Source organism: Novosphingobium sp. YAF33, from assembly GCF_052113265.1.
Taxonomy (GTDB): domain Bacteria; phylum Pseudomonadota; class Alphaproteobacteria; order Sphingomonadales; family Sphingomonadaceae; genus Novosphingobium.
Genome location: NZ_JBFRCW010000001.1, coordinates 220,913 through 241,418 on the forward strand (window position 1 = coordinate 220,913; position 20,506 = coordinate 241,418).

General features: G+C 67.1%; 15 protein-coding genes. 5 read left to right on the forward strand and 10 right to left on the reverse strand.

The annotated features are described in order from the left end of the window. The first annotated feature begins 24 nt into the window (after positions 1-24). From AB4Z00_RS01020 to AB4Z00_RS01035, 4 genes are all read left to right on the forward strand, one after another. Positions 25-459: a hypothetical protein gene (locus tag AB4Z00_RS01020; protein ID WP_442044502.1), complete on the forward strand. Its 435-nt coding sequence runs from the start codon at positions 25-27 to the stop codon at positions 457-459. Between the two features lie 21 nt (positions 460-480). Further along, positions 481-1,257 (forward strand): TorF family putative porin, encoded by a 777-nt coding sequence (locus tag AB4Z00_RS01025; protein WP_442044504.1) that lies wholly within the window; start codon positions 481-483, stop codon positions 1,255-1,257. A 107-nt stretch (positions 1,258-1,364) separates the two neighbouring features. Next, entirely contained in the window at positions 1,365-2,903 is a 1,539-nt protein-coding gene (locus tag AB4Z00_RS01030) for a DUF4403 family protein (RefSeq protein ID WP_314463668.1), read from the forward strand. 179 nt (positions 2,904-3,082) lie between these two features. Further along, positions 3,083-4,018, forward strand: a complete 936-nt coding sequence (locus AB4Z00_RS01035) for a quinone oxidoreductase family protein (RefSeq protein ID WP_442044507.1) — start codon at positions 3,083-3,085, stop codon at positions 4,016-4,018. Between the two features lie 26 nt (positions 4,019-4,044). On the opposite strand, the gene AB4Z00_RS01040 is transcribed toward AB4Z00_RS01035, so the two are convergent. The 3 genes from AB4Z00_RS01040 to AB4Z00_RS01050 form a co-directional block, all read right to left on the reverse strand. Then, complete coding sequence (locus AB4Z00_RS01040; RefSeq protein WP_134095082.1) at positions 4,045-5,697, reverse strand: dipeptidyl-peptidase 3 family protein; 1,653 nt, start codon at positions 5,695-5,697, stop codon at positions 4,045-4,047. 255 nt (positions 5,698-5,952) lie between these two features. Continuing rightward, entirely contained in the window at positions 5,953-7,617 is a 1,665-nt protein-coding gene (gene recN, locus AB4Z00_RS01045; RefSeq protein ID WP_442044509.1) for a DNA repair protein RecN, read from the reverse strand. Positions 7,618-7,745: 128 nt separating this feature from the next. Then, on the reverse strand, positions 7,746-8,540 hold the full coding sequence (locus AB4Z00_RS01050) for an outer membrane protein assembly factor BamD (RefSeq protein WP_132261849.1): 795 nt from the start codon (positions 8,538-8,540) through the stop codon (positions 7,746-7,748). A 191-nt stretch (positions 8,541-8,731) separates the two neighbouring features. Between AB4Z00_RS01050 and AB4Z00_RS01055 the strand changes: the two genes are divergently transcribed. After that, positions 8,732-10,513: a cation:proton antiporter domain-containing protein gene (locus AB4Z00_RS01055; RefSeq protein WP_132261847.1), complete on the forward strand. Its 1,782-nt coding sequence runs from the start codon at positions 8,732-8,734 to the stop codon at positions 10,511-10,513. Positions 10,514-10,540: 27 nt separating this feature from the next. Here the strand turns inward: AB4Z00_RS01055 and AB4Z00_RS01060 are convergent, their stop codons facing one another. The 7 genes from AB4Z00_RS01060 to dapA all read right to left on the reverse strand — a co-directional run bounded on the left by AB4Z00_RS01060 (position 10,541) and on the right by dapA (position 20,431). After that, on the reverse strand, positions 10,541-11,473 hold the full coding sequence (locus AB4Z00_RS01060; RefSeq protein ID WP_134095084.1) for a glutaminase: 933 nt from the start codon (positions 11,471-11,473) through the stop codon (positions 10,541-10,543). A gap of 141 nt (positions 11,474-11,614) precedes the next feature. Next, positions 11,615-14,275: an alanine--tRNA ligase gene (gene alaS, locus AB4Z00_RS01065; protein WP_442044512.1), complete on the reverse strand. Its 2,661-nt coding sequence runs from the start codon at positions 14,273-14,275 to the stop codon at positions 11,615-11,617. 341 nt (positions 14,276-14,616) lie between these two features. Continuing rightward, the gene (gene recA / locus AB4Z00_RS01070; RefSeq protein WP_132261841.1) at positions 14,617-15,693 is read right to left on the reverse strand and encodes a recombinase RecA; all 1,077 of its coding nucleotides are present in this window, start codon (positions 15,691-15,693) and stop codon (positions 14,617-14,619) included. Between the two features lie 97 nt (positions 15,694-15,790). Further along, positions 15,791-18,214, reverse strand: a complete 2,424-nt coding sequence (locus AB4Z00_RS01075) for a hybrid sensor histidine kinase/response regulator (RefSeq protein WP_314464255.1) — start codon at positions 18,212-18,214, stop codon at positions 15,791-15,793. Positions 18,215-18,264: 50 nt separating this feature from the next. Next, positions 18,265-18,918: a DUF2062 domain-containing protein gene (locus tag AB4Z00_RS01080; protein WP_442044515.1), complete on the reverse strand. Its 654-nt coding sequence runs from the start codon at positions 18,916-18,918 to the stop codon at positions 18,265-18,267. Further along, entirely contained in the window at positions 18,915-19,397 is a 483-nt protein-coding gene (smpB, locus tag AB4Z00_RS01085; RefSeq protein ID WP_132261838.1) for an SsrA-binding protein SmpB, read from the reverse strand. Before smpB ends, AB4Z00_RS01080 begins: the two co-directional genes overlap by 4 nt. Before the next feature lie 152 nt (positions 19,398-19,549). After that, complete coding sequence (gene dapA, locus AB4Z00_RS01090) at positions 19,550-20,431, reverse strand: 4-hydroxy-tetrahydrodipicolinate synthase (RefSeq protein ID WP_132261837.1); 882 nt, start codon at positions 20,429-20,431, stop codon at positions 19,550-19,552. Positions 20,432-20,506 lie beyond the last annotated feature (75 nt).

Below are 20,506 nucleotides of genomic sequence, written 5' to 3' on the forward strand. Positions count from 1 at the left end.
AGGCACCATGAGAGGATGTAAGACGTGAGCCTCCTTGCCCTGACCRCCGCCGCCGCCCTCACCGCCGCTCCTGTCACGGCCCATAGTGTGCAGATCGACCACCACGGCGCCAGCTATGCGGTCGACTACGTCACGCACGTCGAAACCCGCTCCAAGGCCATCGGCATCTCGCCGCCCACCCGTCCCAGCTCGCGGCGCTGCATCGTCAGCGCGGACGTCTCGGTCGAGCGCCGCATCCAGCCTGCGGGCGGCGGCCGGGCGATCGCCACGCGCCTGCCGGAAACCCGCACATTCACCCAGAACCATCCGGGCGACTGCCGTTCTGACGGCAAGGACGCGGCAAAGCTCGTTGCCGGCAAGTCCGACGCCATCGGCGCGCATGTCCGCAAACTCGCCTCGGCCGATCACCACGACACCTTGGCCGCCATCGACGCCGCCCGCGATTTCGCCGTGAACTGAAAACAGGCTACACGCCCGCGAATGAACCGTTATCTGATTCCGGCGGCCCTTTCGGCCGCCGCAGCCGCCACGATGGCCGCCTCCAGCGAGGCCCAGGCCCAGACTGCCTCCCCCACCTTCTCCCTCGAAGCGACCACTGACCTGCGCGAACGCGGCCTGAGCTGGAGCGATGGCAAGGCCGCCCTGTCAGCCGATGCCACCGTCCCCTTGTCCCAGAGCGTCACCCTCGACCTCGGTGCCGCAAGCCTGCGGGACAGCGCGAGACATGGCGGCGCCGACATCGGCCTGACCGCGGCGCCGGAAATCTCGCTGCTGTCGCGCGGGGGCTGGACGCTGTCGGCAGGCGCCACCGGCCATGTCTTCGTAGGCGCCTCCGGCCTCAGCTACGGCGAATTGAACTCCACGCTGGCCTACGCCATCGGCCCGGCGCAGCTGGCCTTCGGCGCCAGCTTCGCGCCCTCGCAGAAGGCCATCGGCGGCAGCGACCTCTACCTTGAGGGCAATGCCGCGCTGGGCGTTCCCGGCACGGCGCTTACCGTCTATGGCGGCGGCGGGTACAGCACCGGCTCGACCCGCGACGACGCCCTGGCGGCCGACCGCGTGCGCCGCCTGCGTCCGGGCGGCAGCTATTGGGACTACTATCTCGGCGTCGAGCACCAGATGGACCGGCTCGCGCTGGGCCTGCGCTATACCGGCACTTCGATCGGCGACGACCTGGCCGCCGGCAGCGGCACCGGCCGCTACCTCGATCGCGACACCGGCTCACGCCTGGCTGCCTACTTGCGCTTCACGCCCTGATCCGCTGACCCTGGCGCGCGAAAGCGCCGCGCCCGGTACCGATTGGAACCACGCCATGTCTCGGGTATTGTCCCAGTCCAAGGGGACATATCCGGGGCATCCACGCGATGAGGACAGGAAGAGCCCGCACAGCGGGCGGTGCGACCACGCTGACGCCGATCGTGCGAGCCACGACGCTTGCCCTCTGCCTGCCGCTCGCGCTGGCGGGCTGCAAGCGCGGCATGGATGACAAGCCGCCCCCCCGGGCCAACGATGCGATCACCATCGAGCCTCAGGCCTCGCTCATCACCGTACCGATCCACGCCGACGTCACCGGGCTTGCCGCCGCGCTGGAAAAGGAAATCCCCCGCCGGCTCTGGTCGATCGACCGCCCCGAAACGCCCTGCGTGCCCTCGAAGCGGGTGAAAGTGGTCTTCGTCAAGATCAAGACACCCACGATCAAGTGCCGCATCGTCGGCGAAGTGAACCGCGGGCCGCTGCGCATGACGGGCAAGGGACGCGACATCCTGCTCAGCATGCCGCTTCATGCCGTGGTGCGGGCCGAGGACATCGGCGGCGTGCTCAAGCGCGAGACCGCCACGGCCGATGCCAATGCCCATGCCACGATCCGGCTAAAGCTGGGATCGGACTGGACGCCGCGCGGCACCGTGGACATCCGCTATGACTGGACGAACGCACCCCACCTCGATTTCCTGGGCCAGCGCATCGAATTCACCGATCAGGCGGACAGCAAGCTCAAGCCGGTGATCGCCCGGCTGGAGCGCACCCTGCCCGGCCACCTGGCCCGGCTGGAACTGCGCCCCCAGATCGAGCGCGCCTGGGCCTCGGCCTTCACCTCGCTGCTGCTGAACGAGAAGAATCCGCCCGTATGGATGCGGGTAACGCCCGAAGAATTGCAGTACGGCGGCTACGAACTCCAGGGCAATCGCCTGCTGCTGCGGCTCGGCCTCAAGACACGGACGGAGACGTTCATCGGCGACCGGCCGGCAGACCCCACGCCGAAGCCCCTGCCCCCGGTGCGGCCGCTGGAAGACGAGGCCGGCAAGCTGGCCTTCTTCATTCCCGTCATCGCCGACTATCGCCAATTGGAGCCGGTGCTGATGCGTGCACTGCGCAAGCGCGCCCAGCGGCCTTTCGACGTGCCGCACCTCGGCCCGCTGATCGCGGATTTCCAGAAGGCGACGATCTACGGCACCAATGGCGGGCGCATTGCCGTGGGCGTCACGTTCAGCGCGCGCGACAAGGCCGGCCGCATGAAGCCCGCGCACGGCACCGTCTGGATGACCGCCACCCCGGTTAACGCCGAGAATTCGCGCAAGGTGGACTTCGCCGACTTCCACGTCAGCGGCACCACCGACGCCGTGGGCGGAGACCTGTTGCTGCGGATCGCCAATGCTCCCGGCATGTCGGCCACGCTGGCGCTCGCCCTCGGCCAGAACTTCGAGCACGACTACCAGGAACTTCTCGGCAAGATCGCCCGCGCCATCGACGACAAGCGCGAAGGGGATTTCATGATCCGCGCGCAAGTTCGCCAGGCCCGCACCGGCCGGATCCAGGCCAGCGGCAAGGGGCTCTACCTGCCCGTGTCCGCCCAAGGCACCGCTTCGATCGTGCTGCGTCCCCAAGGCCATACCCCCAGGCCCTGACAGCGTCTCGATTCTGGACGGATCCGGGGGGATTTGCGCCAGAAAGGGACGGTTTCTCTTTACGACGCCCTTGACGTGCAAACGATTTTATACAGAGTTGTCTGACGAACCTAACGCAACCAGAAGAACACGGGGATCGCTTGCAGGCAGTACTTTGCTCCGGCCACGGAGGCAGCCCCTTGCTTACGTTCGGGGAAGCACCCGATCCGGACGTCGCGGCGGACATGGTCCTTATCCGCGTCGAACTCGTTTCCATCGAAGCCATCGATCTCGTCAAGCTGGCGCTCTACCGCCGCGGGCTCATCGAGGTTCCCGGCTGCGGCGTCGTCGGCTGCCAGGCGAGCGGCACGATCGTGGCCGTCGGCACCGAAGTCAGCCGCTTCAGCGTCGGGGACCGCGTGGTGGCCTATCACGGCTGCGGCAGCCATGCCGAACTCTTCGCCGCCCCCGAAGCCTCGACCTGGCACTTGCCGGACGGGCTGGACCCGGGCATCGGCGCCGCCGCGCCCTTCACCCTGGCCGCCACGCACGACACGCTGAATGCACGCGGCCGGTTGCAGGCCGGCGAGACGATCCTCATCAATCACGTCACCAGCAGCCTGGGCATCATCGCCCTGCAACTGGCGCTGGCGGCCGGCGCGCGGGTGATCGGCATCGCCCGCGATCCGTTCTGCCACGAACGCCTGCGCAAGATCGGCCTGGTCGACATGCTCAGCGCGGGCCGGGACGACGTGATCGCCGGATGCCTGGAGCTGACCGGAGGCCGCGGCGTGGACTTCGTATTCGACGTCAGCGCGGGCGAGCGCTTTGCGCAGCTCGCGCGGCTGGTCGTGCCGGGCGGCCGCTATGCGGCGCTTTCGGCCACCGGGATGTTGACCGACATCGGCTACGGCATGGACGGCGCGGCGCCGGAACTCCATCGCCTGACGATCATGCCCGCCGCCCCGATGCGCGATCCCGAAGTCCACGCCCAGGTGGCGAGGATGCTGGAGCGCATCGCCGGCGGCGACCTGCTATTGCCGATCGAGCACGAATTCGCGCTCTGCGAGGCCGCCGAGGCCTATGAATTCATCCTCGGCGGGCGGCCGTTCGGGCACGTCGTCATGCGCCCCTGAGGGCCAGACCCCGTCAGGATGGATACTCAAACCCCGTCCGGGTAGACCGGGCGGATGTCCACGGGCAGTTCGGCCATGCTGGCGATCACCGCTTCGGCCTGCGGGTCCAGCTTCGCCCAGCGCGCCATGAAGGCCTTGGTGCCCTCGTAGTCGCCCTTGGCCTGGAGCATCAGCATGTCGTGCAGCAGGTCGCGCAGGCCGGCTTCCATCTTCGCGTCGTCAAACGTGTAGCGCTTCGTCGCCGCGTCGTAAGTGAAGGCACCCTTGGCGCGCAAATAGCCGTACTGAAGCGCCGCGCCCTTGCCATGCGCCTCCACCGCCCCGAAGCGCACCGCGCGGAAGATCCCGGCGACATAAGTGGCGAACAGCTGCGGCCGTTCGGCGGCGGGAATTTCGCCCTTCTTCATCATCAGCAGGATGTCCCAGACCCCCGCGACGTCGGCCTTGGCTTCCTCGATCGCCGAGTTCTGCTCCTTGAGCGCCTTGTCGACCGTGGTGGTCTGCCCGTTCACGACGATCGTGCCCGGCCCCAGGCTGTGCGACAATTCGTGGAACAGCGTTTCCAGCTGCATGTACTTGCGGTCGACCAGGCCCGCCTGTGCCGGCACCAGCACGAGCGCGCCCATCGGCTTCAGGATGCGCTCGAACTTGGCGCCCAGCACGTTGGACAGGATCACCTTCTTCGCACCCTTGGCCTCGCGCACACGCTCGTCGTTGGGCAGGTTGAAGGCCACCGTCTGCGGCCCCGGCACGTTGTCTCCGCCGCCACGGATCTGCTCGGCCACGGCGATCGGGCTTTCGAAACCGCGCTGGAAGTTCTTGTATTCCTCCGCGATCGGCAGGTTCGCCTCCATGTCGCGCAAGTAGTTCTTGTACTTGGCGAGCGAGGCCGATTCCTCCGGGTCCTTCAGCGTCACGAAGCTCTCGAACGAGGTTTTCGCGCCCATCAGCCGATCGGTATAGACCTCGTAAGGCCCGATAGCGACTTCGATCGGCGTGTCCTTCAGGTCCATCCAGGCCAGTTCGCTGGCATAGTAGTCATCCGTGCGGAAGGCCTTGGCGCGCAGCGAGAGGAACGTCTTGAGGCTGGCATTGCTGGTCCGCGCCGCCGCCTGGTCGAGAAGCTGCGCCGCCGGCTCCAGCCACTCCTTGTAGGCCACCGAATAAGGCACCGCGACCAGCTTCGCGCCGTCACGGCGAACCACCGTATAAGGGCTGGTCAGCGCCGCCTTCTGCTCGGGATGGGCCGTCAGATAGGCCTCGAAATCGGCGCGCGTCAGGTCTTCGGGATAGAAGCCGGCGCCTTCCGGCATCGGTGTCGTGCCCCAGAACGGATGCAGGTCGGCCAGTTCGTCCCAGGGGCCGAAATTGCGGTCGAACATTTCCACCAGCAAGTCCCGGTCGGCCCGGCGGTTCATCGAGATCGCGCCGCGGACCTGCGGATTCTCGGCATAACGCTGGCGCAGATAGACCGCGCTCATCAGGTCGGACGCCTTGATGAGCAGGTTCACCACGTCCCGCTCTTCGGCAGAGAGGAACTTCGTGTCCACCTCCATCGGGATCGTCGCCAGCTTCGCCTTCTGCGCGGCAAGATCGTAGGCCGGCTCGGCCGCGAGGACCGGTACCGAAACGAGGCTGGTCGCAGCCAGAAGCGCGGGGGCGAGGAGGAATTTGGGCATGATCGGGTCCGTATGGTGGGATTTGTCGGGGCGGACCCTAGGCTTCCTGTCCCGGGAAGAAAAGGTAGAAGCAGGGGAGCAAGGCCCCCCCTGCACCCCCGGGAATGTCGAAGTCATGTCCAGCCTATCCGTCTGGCGCCCACGGCTGCGTCGGGAGACTTGATGGCTGCGCCGCAAGGAGCGCACCACGGGCAGGCAGCGCGCGAGGCTGACATTCCGAGGGTCCGGGGGATCATCCCCCGGGTCTCCCCTAGTTCAAACGCCTTCCAGCAACCGATCCGCCTGCGCCCGCGCCTCTGCCGTCACTTCCGCCCCGGAGAGCATCCGCGCGATCTCTTCCTTGCGCTCGCCCTCGTCCAGCAGCGCCACCGAAGTGCGGGTAACGGTGCCCTCGCTGGATTTGGCGATCATGTAGTGCCGCCGCCCCCGCGCCGCGACTTGCGGGCTGTGAGTGACGGCCAGAAGCTGCCCTTCCGAGGCGAGCCGCGCCAGACGCTCGCCGATCGCGCTGGCCACCGCACCGCCCACGCCCCGGTCGATCTCGTCGAAGATCACCGTGGCCGCCCCGCCCTCTTCCGCCAACGCCACCTTGAGTGCGAGGATGAAGCGCGAAAGCTCGCCGCCCGAAGCGATCTTGGCGAGCGGCGCGAAGTCGGCACCCGGGTTGGTGCTGATGAGGAATTCCACCGCATCCATGCCTTGCGCGCCCCAGCGCTCCTCGGGCAGGCGGATCACCGAGGTCTGGAAACGCGCGGCATCGAGCTTGAGCGGCGCCAGCTCCGCAGCCACGGCCTTGTCGAGCCGCTTGGCGGCCGAACGGCGAAGATCGTGGAGCGCCTCGGCCTGCTCACGGTAGACCAGCGCCGCCTTCTGCGCGCTGCGCTCCAGCCCGGCGACATGTTCTTCCCCGCCCTCGATGGCATCGAGCGCGCTGCGCATCTCGCGCATCTTCTCGGGCAGGTCGTCCACCTGGCAGCCCTGCTTGCGCGCGGCGGCGCGAAGGTCGAACAGGCGGGTCTCGATGCGGTCGAGTTCGTCGGGATCGAAAGCCAGGGCCTCGGCGGCGCGGTCAAGGCGGTCTTCCGCTTCGCTGGCCTCGATCACCGCGCGGTCAAGCGCTTCCAGCGCCTCGGCCAGCAGCGGATGCTCCCCGGCGATGCGGTCGAGCCGGCGCGATGCCCCGCGCAAGGTTGCCAGCGCCGAATCGGAGCCGGTCCACAGGTGCTGCAGCGCCACGAGATCGTCGGACAGCTTCTCGCCCTTCTGCATCCCGGCGCGCGCCTCGGCGAGTTCTTCCTCCTCGCCTTCCAGCGGCGAGAGAGCGTCCAGTTCGGCCAGGTGCGCCAGGAGGAGGTCCTGGTCCTCGGCCGCCTTGGCGACTTGCGCGCGGGCGGAATCGAGCGCGTTCTGAGCGCTGCGCCAGGTCTTCCAGGCCGCTTCCACTCCGGCCACGTCACCCCCGGCGAACCGGTCGAGCAAGGCGCGATGGCCCTTGGAATTGACGAGACCGCGATCGTCGTGCTGGCCGTGGATCTCCACCAGCGCAGGCGCGATCTCGCGCAGCAGGGCGACGCCCACCGGCTGGTCGTTGAGGAAGGCGCGGCTGCCGCCGTCGGCCTTGAGCTGGCGCTTGAGGATCAGCGGCTCGCCCGGCTCGATGTCGATATCGGCATCGTCGAGCACGGCGCGGACATGGGCGGGAAGCTGGGGAAACTCGAAACTGGCGGTCACCGTGGCGCGGCCTTCGCCGGCGCGGACGAGGCCGCTGTCGGCACGGTTGCCGATGACGAGGCCGAGCGCGTCGAGCAGGATCGACTTGCCCGCGCCGGTCTCACCGGTGAGAACGCCCAGTCCCCTGGCGAAATCCAGGTCGAGCGCTTCGATCAGCACGATGTTGCGGATGGAGAGGCGGTTCAGCATGTTCGCGATCCGTTCTAACGAAAACCGTGCCGCCCGTCACGCCTCTTCGTGCGCCCGCCTTTCTGCCGGCTCGGCGCAAGCACGGCAGGCCTCTCGGGAATGCCGCAAGGGCACCCCCGAGGCAACCGTCAGGTCAGGTTGCTGGGCGCGTTCTTGTTCATCAGCTTGTAGGCGCGTTCGTACCACTTGCTGCTGGGGTAGTTGTGTTCGAGCACGGCGGCGGCCTTCTGCGCTTCCTCAGGAACGCCGAGTGCGAGGTAGCCTTCCACCAGGCGGAACAGTGCTTCGGGCGCGTGGCTGGTGGTCTGGAAATTGTCGACCACGTTGCGGAAGCGCAGCGTTGCCGCCAGCCACTTGCCGCTGGCCTCGTAGCCACGGCCGATGGTCATTTCCTTGCCTGCAAGGTGATCGTTCACGAGGTCGATCTTCAGCTTGGCGTCCGAGGCGTAGGACGTGCCGGGATAACGGCGCATCACGTCGGTAAGGGCCTGCTTGGCCTGCTCGGTGGTCTTCTGGTCGCGCGTCACGTCGCTGATCTGTTCGTAGTAGCAGATCGCGATCAGGTAATAGGCGTAAGGCGCGTCCTTGTTGCCCGGGTGGATCGAGAGGAAGCGCTGCGCCGACTGGATCGACTTGGTATAGTCACGCGAGGCGTAATAGCTGAAGGCGCTCATCAACTGGGCGCGGCGGGCCCAGGGCGAATAAGGGTGCTGGCGCTCGACTTCGTCGAACAGCGCGGCGGCCTGGCGGGTGCGGCCCTGGTTTAGGCGCTCCTGCGCGGCGGCGTAGAGCGTGTCCACGTCGCGGGCGACATAGGCAGTATCCTTGTTGCCGCCTCCGCGTCCGGCACATCCGGCAGTCAATACGAGCGCCCCGGTAGCGGCGGCAGCGAGGGCGATCTTGAAGCGCGAACGTTCGAACATGCGCCGGTCTATAGCCAGCGCTTTGCTGAACGCCAAGTGAAGTTGCAGGACGTTACGCACAAGAGCGTTGCGCCGATCCTCTCCCCGTCCAACCCCGGCCCCTCGTGAAGCGGCGTCAATCGCAGAAATACTCGGATTCAGGGCGGTTTGGCGGTTGTGCCGAGCGCCGTCCCTGCCATAGTCGCGGGAACATGGCCGGCACCAACGCACTCTCTTCCCCCGTCATGTCCGACGCGCTCGTGATCCTGGGCGCCGCGGGCATCGTGATTCCCGTCTTCAACCGATTCCGCATCACCCCGGTGATCGGGTTCATCCTGGTCGGCCTGCTGGTCGGTCCGTTCGGTCTCGGCCGGCTGGTCTTCGACCATCCCTGGCTGTCCTGGGTGACCATAACCGACCCGGACGGGCTGGAGATATTCGCCGAGTTCGGCATCATCCTGCTGCTGTTCTCGATCGGGCTGGAGCTGTCCTTCGGCCGATTATGGGCCATGCGGCGCTTCGTCTTCGGGCTGGGCTCACTCGAACTGATCCTGACCGGCAGCGCCCTCACCTTCTTCTTCGCCGCGATCGGACAGGGCTTTTCGGGTGCCATGGCGCTTGGACTGGCGCTGGCGCTGTCCTCCACGGCGCTGGTGCTGAAGATGACGGACACCACCACCCCGGTCGGCCGCGCCGCCCTGGCGATGCTGCTGTTCGAGGATATCGCCCTCGTCCCCATCATCTTCCTGCTCGGCGCGCTGGCGCCCCATGCCAAGGGCGCGGGCATGGACGAACTGGTCCACACGCTCGTCTGGGGCACGCTGGTGGTCACCGCCCTGCTGGTGCTCGGCCGCTACCTGCTGCCGCCGCTCTTTGCCCAGGCCGCGCGCACCAAGAGCCCGGAGCTGTTCCTGGCCGCCAGCCTGCTGGTGGTGATCCTGGCCTCGCTGGCGACCGGCGCCACCGGCCTCTCGCCCATCGTCGGCGCGCTGGTGGCCGGCCTGCTGATCGCCGAGACCGAATATCACACCGAGGTCGAGCAGATCATCGAGCCGTTCAAGGGCCTTGCCCTCGGCGTGTTCCTGATCACCATCGGCATGAGCATCGACTTGCGGGTCGTGTGGGAAAACCTGGCCTCGATCCTGATCGCCACCGTCGGCGTGATCCTGCTCAAGTCCACGGTCACCGGCCTGCTGCTGCGCATGATGGGCGCCCGGCGCGGCACCGCGACCGAGACCGGCATCCTCATGTCGAGCCCTTCGGAAACCACTCTGATCGTGCTCAGCGCCGCGGGCGCCGCGCAGCTCATCCAGCCCGGCACCGCGATGTTCTGGCAGATCGTCACCGCGCTGGGGCTGACGGTCACGCCGCTGCTCTCCATGATCGGCAAGGTCCTGGCGCGGCAGGTGGACAGTGTGGAAACGCCGCACCAGCCCGCCGAAGCGCCCGACAAGCCCCGCGTCCTCATCATCGGCTTCGGCCGCGTCGGCCGGCTGGTCGCCGACATGCTGGCACGCCACGGCCGTCCCTACCTGGCGGTGGACAGCAATACCGATCTCGTCACCGACGGGCGCCGCCACGGCTACACGGTCGCCTTCGGCGATGCCGGCCGGGGAGACGCCATGCTGCGCTTCGGCGCGGCGGGCGCGGCGGCGGTGATCCTGACCATGGACGAGCCGGTCACCGCCCAGCGCATCGTCCGCAAGCTGCGGGCCGATTTCCCCGAACTGCCGATCATCGCCCGTGCCCGGGACGCCGAACACGCCGCCGTGCTCTACCGCGCCGGTGCCACGCATGCCGTGCCCGAAACGCTCGAAAGTTCGCTGCAGCTCTCCGAAGCCGCGCTGACCGAGATCGGCGTGGCCATGGGTCCGGTCATCGCCTCGATCCACGAAAAGCGCGACGAATTCCGCGAGCAGATCATGGAACAGGGCGGGCTTTCCCAAAAGCCGGCGCTCAAGTCGAGCCAGTTGCGAGAGCCTGAGAAGGCCTAGTTCACGGGCCTGCTCGGCGCCGCGGCGTCAACCGGCGCGCGGCTCGAACACGGACCACCCGGTGCGCTGGACGAGCCGCTCCAGCGCCATCTGGCCAAGCTGGGAATTGCCGCTCTCGTTGAGCCCCGGCGACCAGACCGCCATGCTGGCGATCCCGGGCGCGACCGCAAGGATACCGCCGCCCACCCCGGATTTGCCCGGAAGGCCGATCCGGTAGGCGAAGTCGCCCGAGTTGTCGTAATGGCCGCAGGACATCATCAATGCGTTTATGCGCCTGGCCCGCTTCTCGCTGATCACGCGGTGCCCGTCCGACCGGCCGCCGTTCATCAGGTAGCGCCCCGCCAGCGCCAGTTGCCGGCAGCTCATGGTCAGCGCGCAGAAATGGAAATAAGTGCCCAGCACGCGTTCCACCTCGCCCCGGACATTGCCGAAGGCCCGCATGTAATTGGCCAGCGCGCGGTTGCGGAAACCCGTGGCACTCTCCGCCGCGGCCACGACTTCGTCGACGGCGATGGTATCGTCACCCGCCAGTTCGCGCACGAAGCGCAGCAACTGCCCGATCGCCTCGCGCGGCTCCAGGCGGCCAAGCAGCACGTCGGTCACGACGATGGCCCCGGCATTGATGAAAGGATTGCGCGGAATGCCGTGCTCGGTTTCGAGCTGCACGATCGAGTTGAAGGCGCTGCCCGAAGGCTCGCGCCCCACGCGCTCCCAGAGCTGATCGCCCACGGCCCCAAGCGCCAGGGTAAGCGCGAAGACCTTGGAGATCGACTGGATCGAGAACGGTTCGTCGGCATCGCCCGCGACGTGGACGGCGCCGTCCGCCATGACCACCGCCAGCCCGAACTTGTCGAGCGGCACCTGGGCCAGCGGCGGGATATAGTCGGCGACCGCGCCGCGGCTGCCGACTTGGCGCATTTCTTCCGCCACTTCGGTGACGATGGCGGCAATCGGCAACATTGATGCCCCTTCCCCGTCTTCCCGGACCAGACCCGAGACCGCTGGCCGTGAACGGCCCACCTCTTGGCAGGGCGCCCTGCCCAAAGCTATCGCCTCGGGAATTGCCGGCGGCTCCGGATCAAGTCCGGGACGACGCGCGAATTACCCCGCCAGTACGGCCTTCACCGCGGCGATGGCATCGGCAGCCTTGTCGCCGTCCGGACCGCCGCCCTGGGCCATGTCGGCACGGCCGCCGCCGCCCTTGCCGCCCAGCGTCTCCACGCCCTTGCGGACGAGATCGACGGCGCTGATCGTGCCCATCAGGTCTTCGGTCACGGCCGCCGCGATCGAGGCCTTGCCCTCGTTCACCGCGACGATCGCGGCCACGCCCGAACCCATGCGCTGCTTCGCCTGATCGAGCAGTCCGCGCAGTTCCTTGGGATCGAGGCCTTCGAGGACCTGGCCCGAGAACTTCACGCCGCCCACTTCCTCGTCGGCCGCCTCGGACTTGGCGCCGCCGCCGCCAAGGGCGAGCGCCTTCTTCGCTTCGGCCAGCTCGCGCTCCAGCTTGCGGCGCTCATCGAGCAGCGCGGCAACGCGAGCCTCGACGTCCTCCGGCGTGGTGCGCAGCGCGCTGGCCGCCGCCTTGAGGGCTTCCTCGCGGGCCACGAGCCACTGGCGCGCGCCTTCGCCGGTCAGCGCCTCGATACGGCGAACGCCCGAGGAGACCGCGCTTTCCGACACGATGCGGAACACGCCGATGTCGCCGGTGGCGCGCACATGGGTGCCGCCGCAAAGCTCGACCGAATAGTTGCGCTCGCCGCCTTCGGTGCGAGCGGTACGGCCCATCGAGAGCACGCGCACTTCATCGCCGTACTTCTCGCCGAACAGCGCCATGGCACCCGCTTCGATCGCATCGTCGGGCGTCATCAGGCGGGTGAGGACGGGATCGTTGGCGCGGATTTCCGCGTTCACTTCGGCTTCGATCGCCGCAATGTCCTCGGCGTCGAGCGCCTTGGGGTGCGAGAAGTCGAAGCGCAGGCGCTCGGCCGCGACCAGCGAGCCCTTCTGGGTGACGTGATCGCCCAGGCGGTTACGCAGCGCGGCATGCAGCAAGTGCGTGGCCGAGTGGTTGGCGCGCACGGCATCGCGGCGCTCGACATCGACCGTGAGGTTGACGGCGTCGCCCACCTTGATCGTGCCGGCTTCCACGGTGCCGCTCATGGCGTGGAGACGGCCGAGCGGCTTCGCGGTGTCGACGATGGCGATCTTCAGGCCGCCGGCGCCGGCAATCGTGCCGCGATCGCCTTCCTGGCCGCCCGATTCGCCGTAGAACGGCGTCTGGTTGGTCAGCACGACCACCTGCTCGCCGGCGGTGGCCGACTGGACTTCCTTGCCGTCCTTCACCAGGGCCACGACCTGGCCTTCGCCGGTGGTCGAGGCATAGCCGGTGAACTCGCTGACGCCTTCGCGCTCGGCGATGTCGAACCAGACTTCGCTGTCCGCAGCCTGGCCCGAACCCTTCCACGCGGCGCGGGCGGCGGCCTTCTGCTGGGCCATGGCGGCATCGAAGCCGGCACGGTCCACCGCGATGCCGCGCGAACGCAGGGCGTCCTCGGTGAGGTCGTAAGGGAAGCCGAAAGTGTCGTAGAGCTTGAACGCGGTCTCGCCGGGCAGTTCGCCGCCCTCGCCCATGTCGCCGGTCGCTTCGTCCAGCAGCTTGAGGCCGTTGGCCAGGGTGCGGCGGAACTGCACTTCCTCGCGCTCCAGGGTTTCCTCGATCAGCGGCTGCGCGCGGCCGAGTTCCGGATAGGCCTGGCCCATTTCGGCCACGAGCGCCGGCACCAGGCGGTGCATCAACGGATCGCGGGCGCCGAGCAGGTGCGCGTGGCGCATGGCGCGGCGCATGATGCGGCGCAGGACATAGCCGCGGCCCTCGTTCGAGGGCAGCACGCCGTCCGCCAGCAGGAAGCTGGTCGAGCGCAAGTGGTCGGCGATCACGCGGTGGCTGGCGCGCTGTTCGCCCTCGGCGGCGACGCCGGTGAGGCTTTCGGAAGCGGCGATCAGGGCCTTGAAAGTGTCGATGTCGTAGTTGTCATGCACGCCCTGCATGACAGCCGAAATGCGTTCGAGGCCCATGCCGGTGTCGATCGAGGGCTTGGGCAGGTTGCCGACGATTTCGCCGGCCGACTGCTCGAACTGCATGAACACGAGGTTCCAGATCTCGATGAAGCGGTCGCCGTCTTCTTCCGGCGATCCCGGAGGGCCGCCCCAGATGTGGTCGCCGTGGTCGAAGAAGATTTCCGAGCACGGACCGCACGGGCCTTCGTCGCCCATCGCCCAGAAGTTGTCCTTCGTGGGGATGCGGATGATCTTCGATTCCGGCAGGCCGGCGATCTTCTTCCAGAGATCGAAGGCTTCGTCGTCGGTGTGGTAGACGGTGACCAACAGCTTATCGACCGGGAGGCCCCATTCCTTGGTCAGCAGGGTCCAGGCGTGCGTGATCGCCTGTTCCTTGAAATAGTCGCCGAAGGAGAAATTCCCCAGCATCTCGAAGAAGGTATGGTGGCGCGCGGTGTAGCCGACATTGTCGAGGTCGTTGTGCTTGCCGCCGGCGCGAACGCACTTCTGCGAGGACGTGGCGCGCGGCGCGAAGGGCGTTTCAAGACCCGTGAACACGTTCTTGAACGGCACCATGCCGGCGTTCACGAACATCAGCGTCGGATCGTTGTAAGGAACGAGCGGCGCGGACTGAACGGCCTCGTGACCATTGCTGGCGAAATAGTCGAGGAAGGACCGGCGGATTTCGTTGGTCGTGTGCATGACCCGCGCCGATAATCCAGCGAAGCGGCGGCGGCAAGCGGCTTGCTGCGGTCAGACTGTTCGGTTCTCGCGATAAGCGGCAGCCACTTTGGCGGTGTTGCAAGCGTGCCACGGGTTTTGGCTGCTTCTCGTCCCGGACTTGATCGGCGATCGCCGGCAGTCCTTGAGGCGCGCGTTAGCGCCAGGGCGCCTTGCCGTGCGGTGGGCTGCTCATGGCCAGCGGTCCCGGATCAAGTCCGGGAAGGCGGGTTCCCTATGTAGGGCCTTAAAACAAAAACCCCGGCGCGATGGCCGGGGTTTTCTTCGTTCTGCGGGGACACGCAGATTTATTCGGGCCAGACTTACTCCGCGTCGTCTTCCGCCGAGGGGCCGACCATCATTTCTTCGGCAAGGCCCGCGGTCTGCGCGCGGATGGCCTTTTCGAGGCGGTCGGCGACCTCGGTGTTTTCCTTCAGGTAGTTCTTCGCGTTCTCGCGGCCCTGGCCGATGCGGATCGAATCGTAGCTGAACCAGGCGCCCGACTTCTCGACGATGCCGGCCTTGACGCCGAGATCGAGGATTTCGCCGATCTTGGAAATGCCCTCACCGTACATGATGTCGAATTCGACCTGCTTGAACGGCGGCGCGACCTTGTTCTTCACGACCTTCACGCGGGTGGCGTTGCCGACGATATCGTCGCGGTCCTTGATCTGGCCGGTACGGCGGATGTCGAGACGGACCGAGGCGTAGAACTTGAGCGCATTGCCGCCCGTGGTCGTTTCCGGGTTACCGTACATGACGCCGATCTTCATGCGCAGCTGGTTGATGAAGATCACCATGCAGCGCGAGCGGCTGATCGAGCCGGTCAGCTTGCGGAGCGACTGGCTCATCAGGCGAGCCTGGAGGCCCACATGGCTGTCGCCCATCTCGCCCTCGATTTCCGCGCGGGGGACCAGCGCGGCAACCGAGTCGACCACCAGCACGTCGATCGCGTTCGAACGGACCAGGGTGTCCGTGATTTCGAGCGCCTGTTCGCCGGTATCGGGCTGCGAGACGATCAGTTCATCGATGTTGACGCCCAGCTTCTTGGCATAGACCGGATCGAGCGCGTGTTCGGCGTCGATGAAGGCAGCGGTGCCGCCGGACTTCTGCGCTTCGGCAATGACGTGAAGGGCGAGCGTGGTCTTGCCCGAGCTTTCCGGCCCGTAGACTTCGATCACGCGGCCGCGCGGAAGACCACCGACCCCCAGCGCGATGTCCAGTCCCAGCGAGCCGGTGGAGATCGCTTCGACCTGCATCGCCTCCTTGGAACCCAGCTTCATCGCGGAGCCCTTGCCGAACGCCTTGTCGATCTGCGCAAGCGCGGCTTCGAGCGCCTTCTGACGGTCCATGTTGTCCTTTTCCTTGCCTTCCTGGATCAGCTTGAGCTGAGCAGCCATGTCACTTCCCCTTTGCTACCGGCCTGACCGGAAAGGTCAACGTCGCGGGGATCTATGTATCGCCTTTGTTCTCATGGAACAAGAGGGGAACGTCGGCTTATTTCCTATTTTTAACGCCGCCTGCCGTGCGTGCGAGAACATCCCCGACTTTTTCGGAGAGCTGCTGCACCGAGAACGGTTTCGGCATGAACCAGGCATTGGCGATGCCGATTTCCTTGCGCAGCTGCTCCTCGGCATAGCCGGACATGAACAGCACCGGCAGGTCCGGCGCGATGCGGCGGATCTCGCGCGCCATGGCCGGGCCGTCGAGCGAGGGCATCACCACATCGGAGACGACGAGATCGAACCGGCCGCCTTCCTCCACCAGTTCGAGGCCTTCCTCGCCGTCGCGGGCGCAGGTCACTTCATAACCCTGCCGCGTCAGCGCGCGTTCGGCGACGATGCGGACGGGATCCTCGTCTTCCACCAGCAGGATCGCGCCGCCCCCGGCCCACTGGCTCGGCTCCGCCTCCGGCTCTTCCACTGGAGAGGGCTCGGGCGCCGCGCCCGGCGCGACGTGATGGACCGGCAGGTAGACCACGAAGCGAGTGCCCCGCCCCGGCTCGCTTTCCGCGAAGATGAACCCGCCGGACTGCTTGACGATGCCGTAGACGGTGGAAAGGCCGAGGCCGGTGCCCTTACCCTGTTCCTTGGTCGTGAAGAACGGCTCGAAGATCTTGCCGAGATGCTCGGGAGGGATACCGCCGCCCGTGTCTTCCACGAAGAGCGCGGTATAGTCGCCGGCGGGAATGATCTCGCTGCGCATGGCCCGCACGTCCGTGTTGCTGATGCGGCGGGTCGCGAGCGTCAGGATGCCCGCGCCGTCGCCCTTCATCTGCATCGCATCGCGCGCGTTCACGGCGAGATTGACGATCACCTGCTCCAGCTGCGTGGGGTCGGCGCGAACCGGCCCGAGATCGCGGTCGTGACTGACGACGAGTTGGATCTTTTCACCGATCAGACGGCGCAGCATCTGCGATACGTCCGCCACCACGTCGGGAAGCTGGAGCACCTCGGGGCGCAGTGTCTGCTGGCGCGAAAACGCCAGAAGCTGGCGCGTCAGCGAGGCGGCGCGGTTCGAATTGGCGCGGATCTGCTGGATGTCGTCATAGTCGGAATCCCCCGGCGTATGGCGCATCAGCATGAGGTCGCAGGTGCCCAGGATGGCCGTGAGCACATTGTTGAAATCGTGTGCGACGCCGCCGGCGAGCTGGCCCACGGCCTGCATCTTCGTCGCCTGCGCCACCTGGCGCTTGAGGCGGGTTTCCTCCGAGGTGTCGGTCAGCCCGAGAAGCACGGCCGCCTCGCCCAGCCCGCGAACACCGGCAAGGCTGAGGGAAACCGGGTCGTCCGGCTGCGCGGTCAGGCGCACGGCGATGTCGCCGGCAGCGGCGGGGCCCTGCGCGAAACGGCGGATCGCTTCCGAGAGCGCGCGCTTGTCGTCCCGCACGACAAGGTCTGTCGGGTAGCTTGGCGGATGCTGGCCTTCCTGCCCGGCGGCGCGCATGAAGGCCGGGTTGGCGAAGAGCAGGCGTCCATCGCGGTCGGCCATGGCGAGGCCGAGCGGCAACTGGCTGAGCAGCGCTTCCAGATGCGGCGCGGCCGTGCCGCCGCCGCCGCCCGCACCGATGCCCTGCCCGGCCTCCACTACCAGCATCAGCGACGGCGTGACGTTGGGATCGGGCTCGACCGGCGATTCGGGGTCGGCAATGGGAACGTGATAAAGCACCAGCGGACCGCCGCGCCCCGCATCGCGGGCCCAGCCGATCCTTTCGCCTTCTTCCTGGCTGATCAGCGAAACGAAATCGAGCCCGGTCATGTCCGAGAGGGCATCGCCCGTCGCGCGCTGGGAAAAGCCGGCGCTGGCGGCCCGGATCATGCCGTCGGGATCGACCACGGCCGCGGAAATGCCTGCCCGCGCCAGGCCCTTGCCGAGCCGGCCGTCGACCTGCCGCACCAGTTCCCCCACGAGATCGACCGCGCTGACGGGCTGGATGCGCCAGACCAGGAAGTCGTCCCCCCGGCCCGAGCGCTGGATTTCCACCCGCCAGTCCGCGGCGGTATCGCCTTCGGTGCGCACTTCGGCGCGGGCATGGCCATCGCGCCAGGCCGCGCGCACGGCATCGGTGAGGCGCTCCATCGCGGCATCGTCGACCGGCAGGCGCGGCGGCGGGTTGGCGGTGCCGAACCAGAGTTCGAAGCTGCCATTGGCGCAGGCCAGGCGGCCGGCGCGATCGGTGACGGCAATGGCCGTATCGGTCCGGTCGATCGCGGCGACGGTGACTGACCAGTCGGGCTGCGCGAATTCGATATCGGACGCTTCGGGCCGACGGTTGGCGATCATCCAGGCCAGACCGGCGAAGACCAGCAACGTGCCCGTGAGCACGGCGACCAGCAGGCCGTCCCCGCTCACCAGCCAGACCAGCGCGGCACTGGCCACAAGCGCCAGGCCGACAACGGCGGTGTCCGAAAGGCCGCCCATCCGGTTCCGGCTGACGGCCTGCGAAACGCCCGACCGCTGCTGGCCTGCCTTCATGCAATTCCTTCCGTATCGCCGGTCTTTACCGAAGCCTTCGCCGCAGGCGTCGAGGATGCGGCCAGGGATATGGAGGCGGCCTCGTTCTCGGCATGGCGGAACGGCGCGCGGTGGCGACGGGCGCGGTGCTTGCGGCCGATCCAGTAGCGCCAGAACCACATGGTGAGGAAATAGCTCAGGAAAGCGGCGACGATCGACTGGATAAATAGGCCGATGAGAACGGCCGGCGCCGTGTCGGACAGCAGCCAGCTGCGCCACTGGGCCAAGCCCGCGCCTTCGCGCACCATCGCCTCCACCGTAGCGATGTCGGCGTGATAGCCGAAGCTGTTTCCGATCGCGACCGCGAGCGGCAGGATGATGAGCAGCGTCGTCACCGGGTTGCTGATGAAGGTGACGGCCGCCGCGAGCGGGATATTCCCGCGGAACGGCACGCACATGAGCGCCGCGCCGACGATCTGGACACCGGGAATGAGGGCGAAGATCCCGATGAACATGCCCACGGCCACGCCGCGCGGCACCGAGCGGCGGGTGAAGCGGAACAGTTCCGGGCGGCGGGTGAACGGCGCGGTGAAGCGATTCGCCTCCAGCTGCGCATGCGTGGGCATCTGGCCGTGCAGCCAGGCCCCCAGGCGGTGCAGCAGGTCGCTCACTTGTGTTCGCGCAGGATGCGGCCCTGCTCCCGCTTCCAGTCGCGTTCCTTGATCGTGTGGCGCTTGTCCGCCGCGTTCTTGCCCTTGGCCAGCGCCAGTTCGACTTTGGCGCGGCCCCGGCCGTTGAAGTAGATCGAGAGCGGCACCAGCGTCATGCCCTTGCGCTCCACCGAGCCCTGCAGGCGCGAGAGTTCCCGTTCATGCAGAAGCAGCTTGCGCGGGCGCTTGGGGACGTGATTGTAGCGATTGCCGTGGCTGAATTCGGGCACGTTGGAGTTCACCAGCCAGCACTCGCCGTTCTTGATCTCGGCGTAGGATTCCGCGATCGAGCCTTCGCCGAACCGCAGCGATTTCACTTCCGTGCCGGTAAGCGCGATGCCGGCCTCGAAAGTTTCCTCGATGTAGTACTCGAATCGCGCCTTGCGGTTTTCCGCGACGCTCTTGTGCTTGTCGAATGTCGTGTGCTGCGGGCGTGCCATGATGACCCGGCATGTAGGGATTGGCGCGGGAAAAGGAAACGCCCCTTTGCGTCATTTCGTCCTGCGGCGATGGATAGTCGGCCGTCGCTTGATCGGGAGCACGAACGGCGCCGTCATCCCGGACGTGATCCGGGATGAYGGCGCCTTGTCGCTCAGACCAGTCCGGCGTGGGCCAGGGCTTCGTCCACGGCGGTGCGGGCCTTGTCGCTGCAGGGGACGAGCGGGAGGCGCAGTTCGTTTTCGATCCAGTCGTGGACCTGGGCCAGCGCGTACTTGCACGGGCCCGGCGAGCTGTCCTCGAACATGGCGTAGTGCAGCGGATAGAGCAGGTCGTTCAGGCGGCGCGCTTCTTCCAGGTCGTTGGCGGCGCAGGCCGCCTGGAATTCGGCGCAGAGCTTCGGCGCGACGTTGGCGGTCACCGAGATGCAGCCCACGCCGCCTGCCGCGTTGAACGGCAGCGCGAGTTCATCGTCACCGCAGAGCTGCACGAAGTGCTTGCCGATGCCCATGCGGTGATCGGTGACGCGGCTGAGATCGCCGCTGGCATCCTTGATGGCGATGAAGCGGTCCGGGAAGCGGCGCGCCAGTTCGCAGACGGTTTCCGGCAGCAGGTCGGTGACGGTGCGGCCGGGCACGTTGTAGAGCACGATCGGCAGGTCGTTGTTTTCGGCCAGATACGTAAAATGCGCCAGCAACCCTTCCTGGCTTGGCCGGTTGTAGTACGGCGCCACCAGCAGCGCCGCCGAGGCGCCGCACTTCTTGGAGAAATTCATGTGCAGCAGCGCGTTCATCGTATCGTTGCTGCCGCAGCCCGCGATCACCGGCACCCGGCCGGCGGCCTGCTCCACGCAGAGTTCGATGACGCGATGGTGCTCGGCATTCGAAAGCGTCGAATTCTCGCCGGTCGTACCGCAGGGCACGAGGGCCGAAGAACCCGCTTCTATCTGCCAGTCCACGAGTCGCCGAAAAGCCTGCTCATCGAACGCTCCGTCGCGAAACGGTGTAACAAGCGCAGGAATGGAACCCGAGAACATGGACTTTACCTCACCTGATGTTCATTGATCGAGCCCGACGGACCCGATGTTCAGCGCCTGATAAGGAGCCTTTTC

What these genes read in the sequence shown, in the direction of transcription:
- AB4Z00_RS01025 (WP_442044504.1), top strand. Translation starts at nt 481, where the DNA reads ATGAACCGTTATCTGATTCCGGCGGCCCTTTCGGCCGCCGCAGCCGCC.
- AB4Z00_RS01030 (WP_314463668.1), top strand. Translation starts at nt 1,365, where the DNA reads ATGAGGACAGGAAGAGCCCGCACAGCGGGCGGTGCGACCACGCTGACG.
- AB4Z00_RS01040 (WP_134095082.1), bottom strand. Translation starts at nt 5,697, where the DNA reads ATGCCCAAATTCCTCCTCGCCCCCGCGCTTCTGGCTGCGACCAGCCTC.
- recN (WP_442044509.1), bottom strand. Translation starts at nt 7,617, where the DNA reads ATGCTGAACCGCCTCTCCATCCGCAACATCGTGCTGATCGAAGCGCTC.
- AB4Z00_RS01050 (WP_132261849.1), bottom strand. Translation starts at nt 8,540, where the DNA reads ATGTTCGAACGTTCGCGCTTCAAGATCGCCCTCGCTGCCGCCGCTACC.
- AB4Z00_RS01055 (WP_132261847.1), top strand. Translation starts at nt 8,732, where the DNA reads ATGGCCGGCACCAACGCACTCTCTTCCCCCGTCATGTCCGACGCGCTC.
- AB4Z00_RS01060 (WP_134095084.1), bottom strand. Translation starts at nt 11,473, where the DNA reads ATGTTGCCGATTGCCGCCATCGTCACCGAAGTGGCGGAAGAAATGCGC.
- alaS (WP_442044512.1), bottom strand. Translation starts at nt 14,275, where the DNA reads ATGCACACGACCAACGAAATCCGCCGGTCCTTCCTCGACTATTTCGCC.
- recA (WP_132261841.1), bottom strand. Translation starts at nt 15,693, where the DNA reads ATGGCTGCTCAGCTCAAGCTGATCCAGGAAGGCAAGGAAAAGGACAAC.
- AB4Z00_RS01075 (WP_314464255.1), bottom strand. Translation starts at nt 18,214, where the DNA reads ATGGGCGGCCTTTCGGACACCGCCGTTGTCGGCCTGGCGCTTGTGGCC.
- smpB (WP_132261838.1), bottom strand. Translation starts at nt 19,397, where the DNA reads ATGGCACGCCCGCAGCACACGACATTCGACAAGCACAAGAGCGTCGCG.
- dapA (WP_132261837.1), bottom strand. Translation starts at nt 20,431, where the DNA reads ATGTTCTCGGGTTCCATTCCTGCGCTTGTTACACCGTTTCGCGACGGA.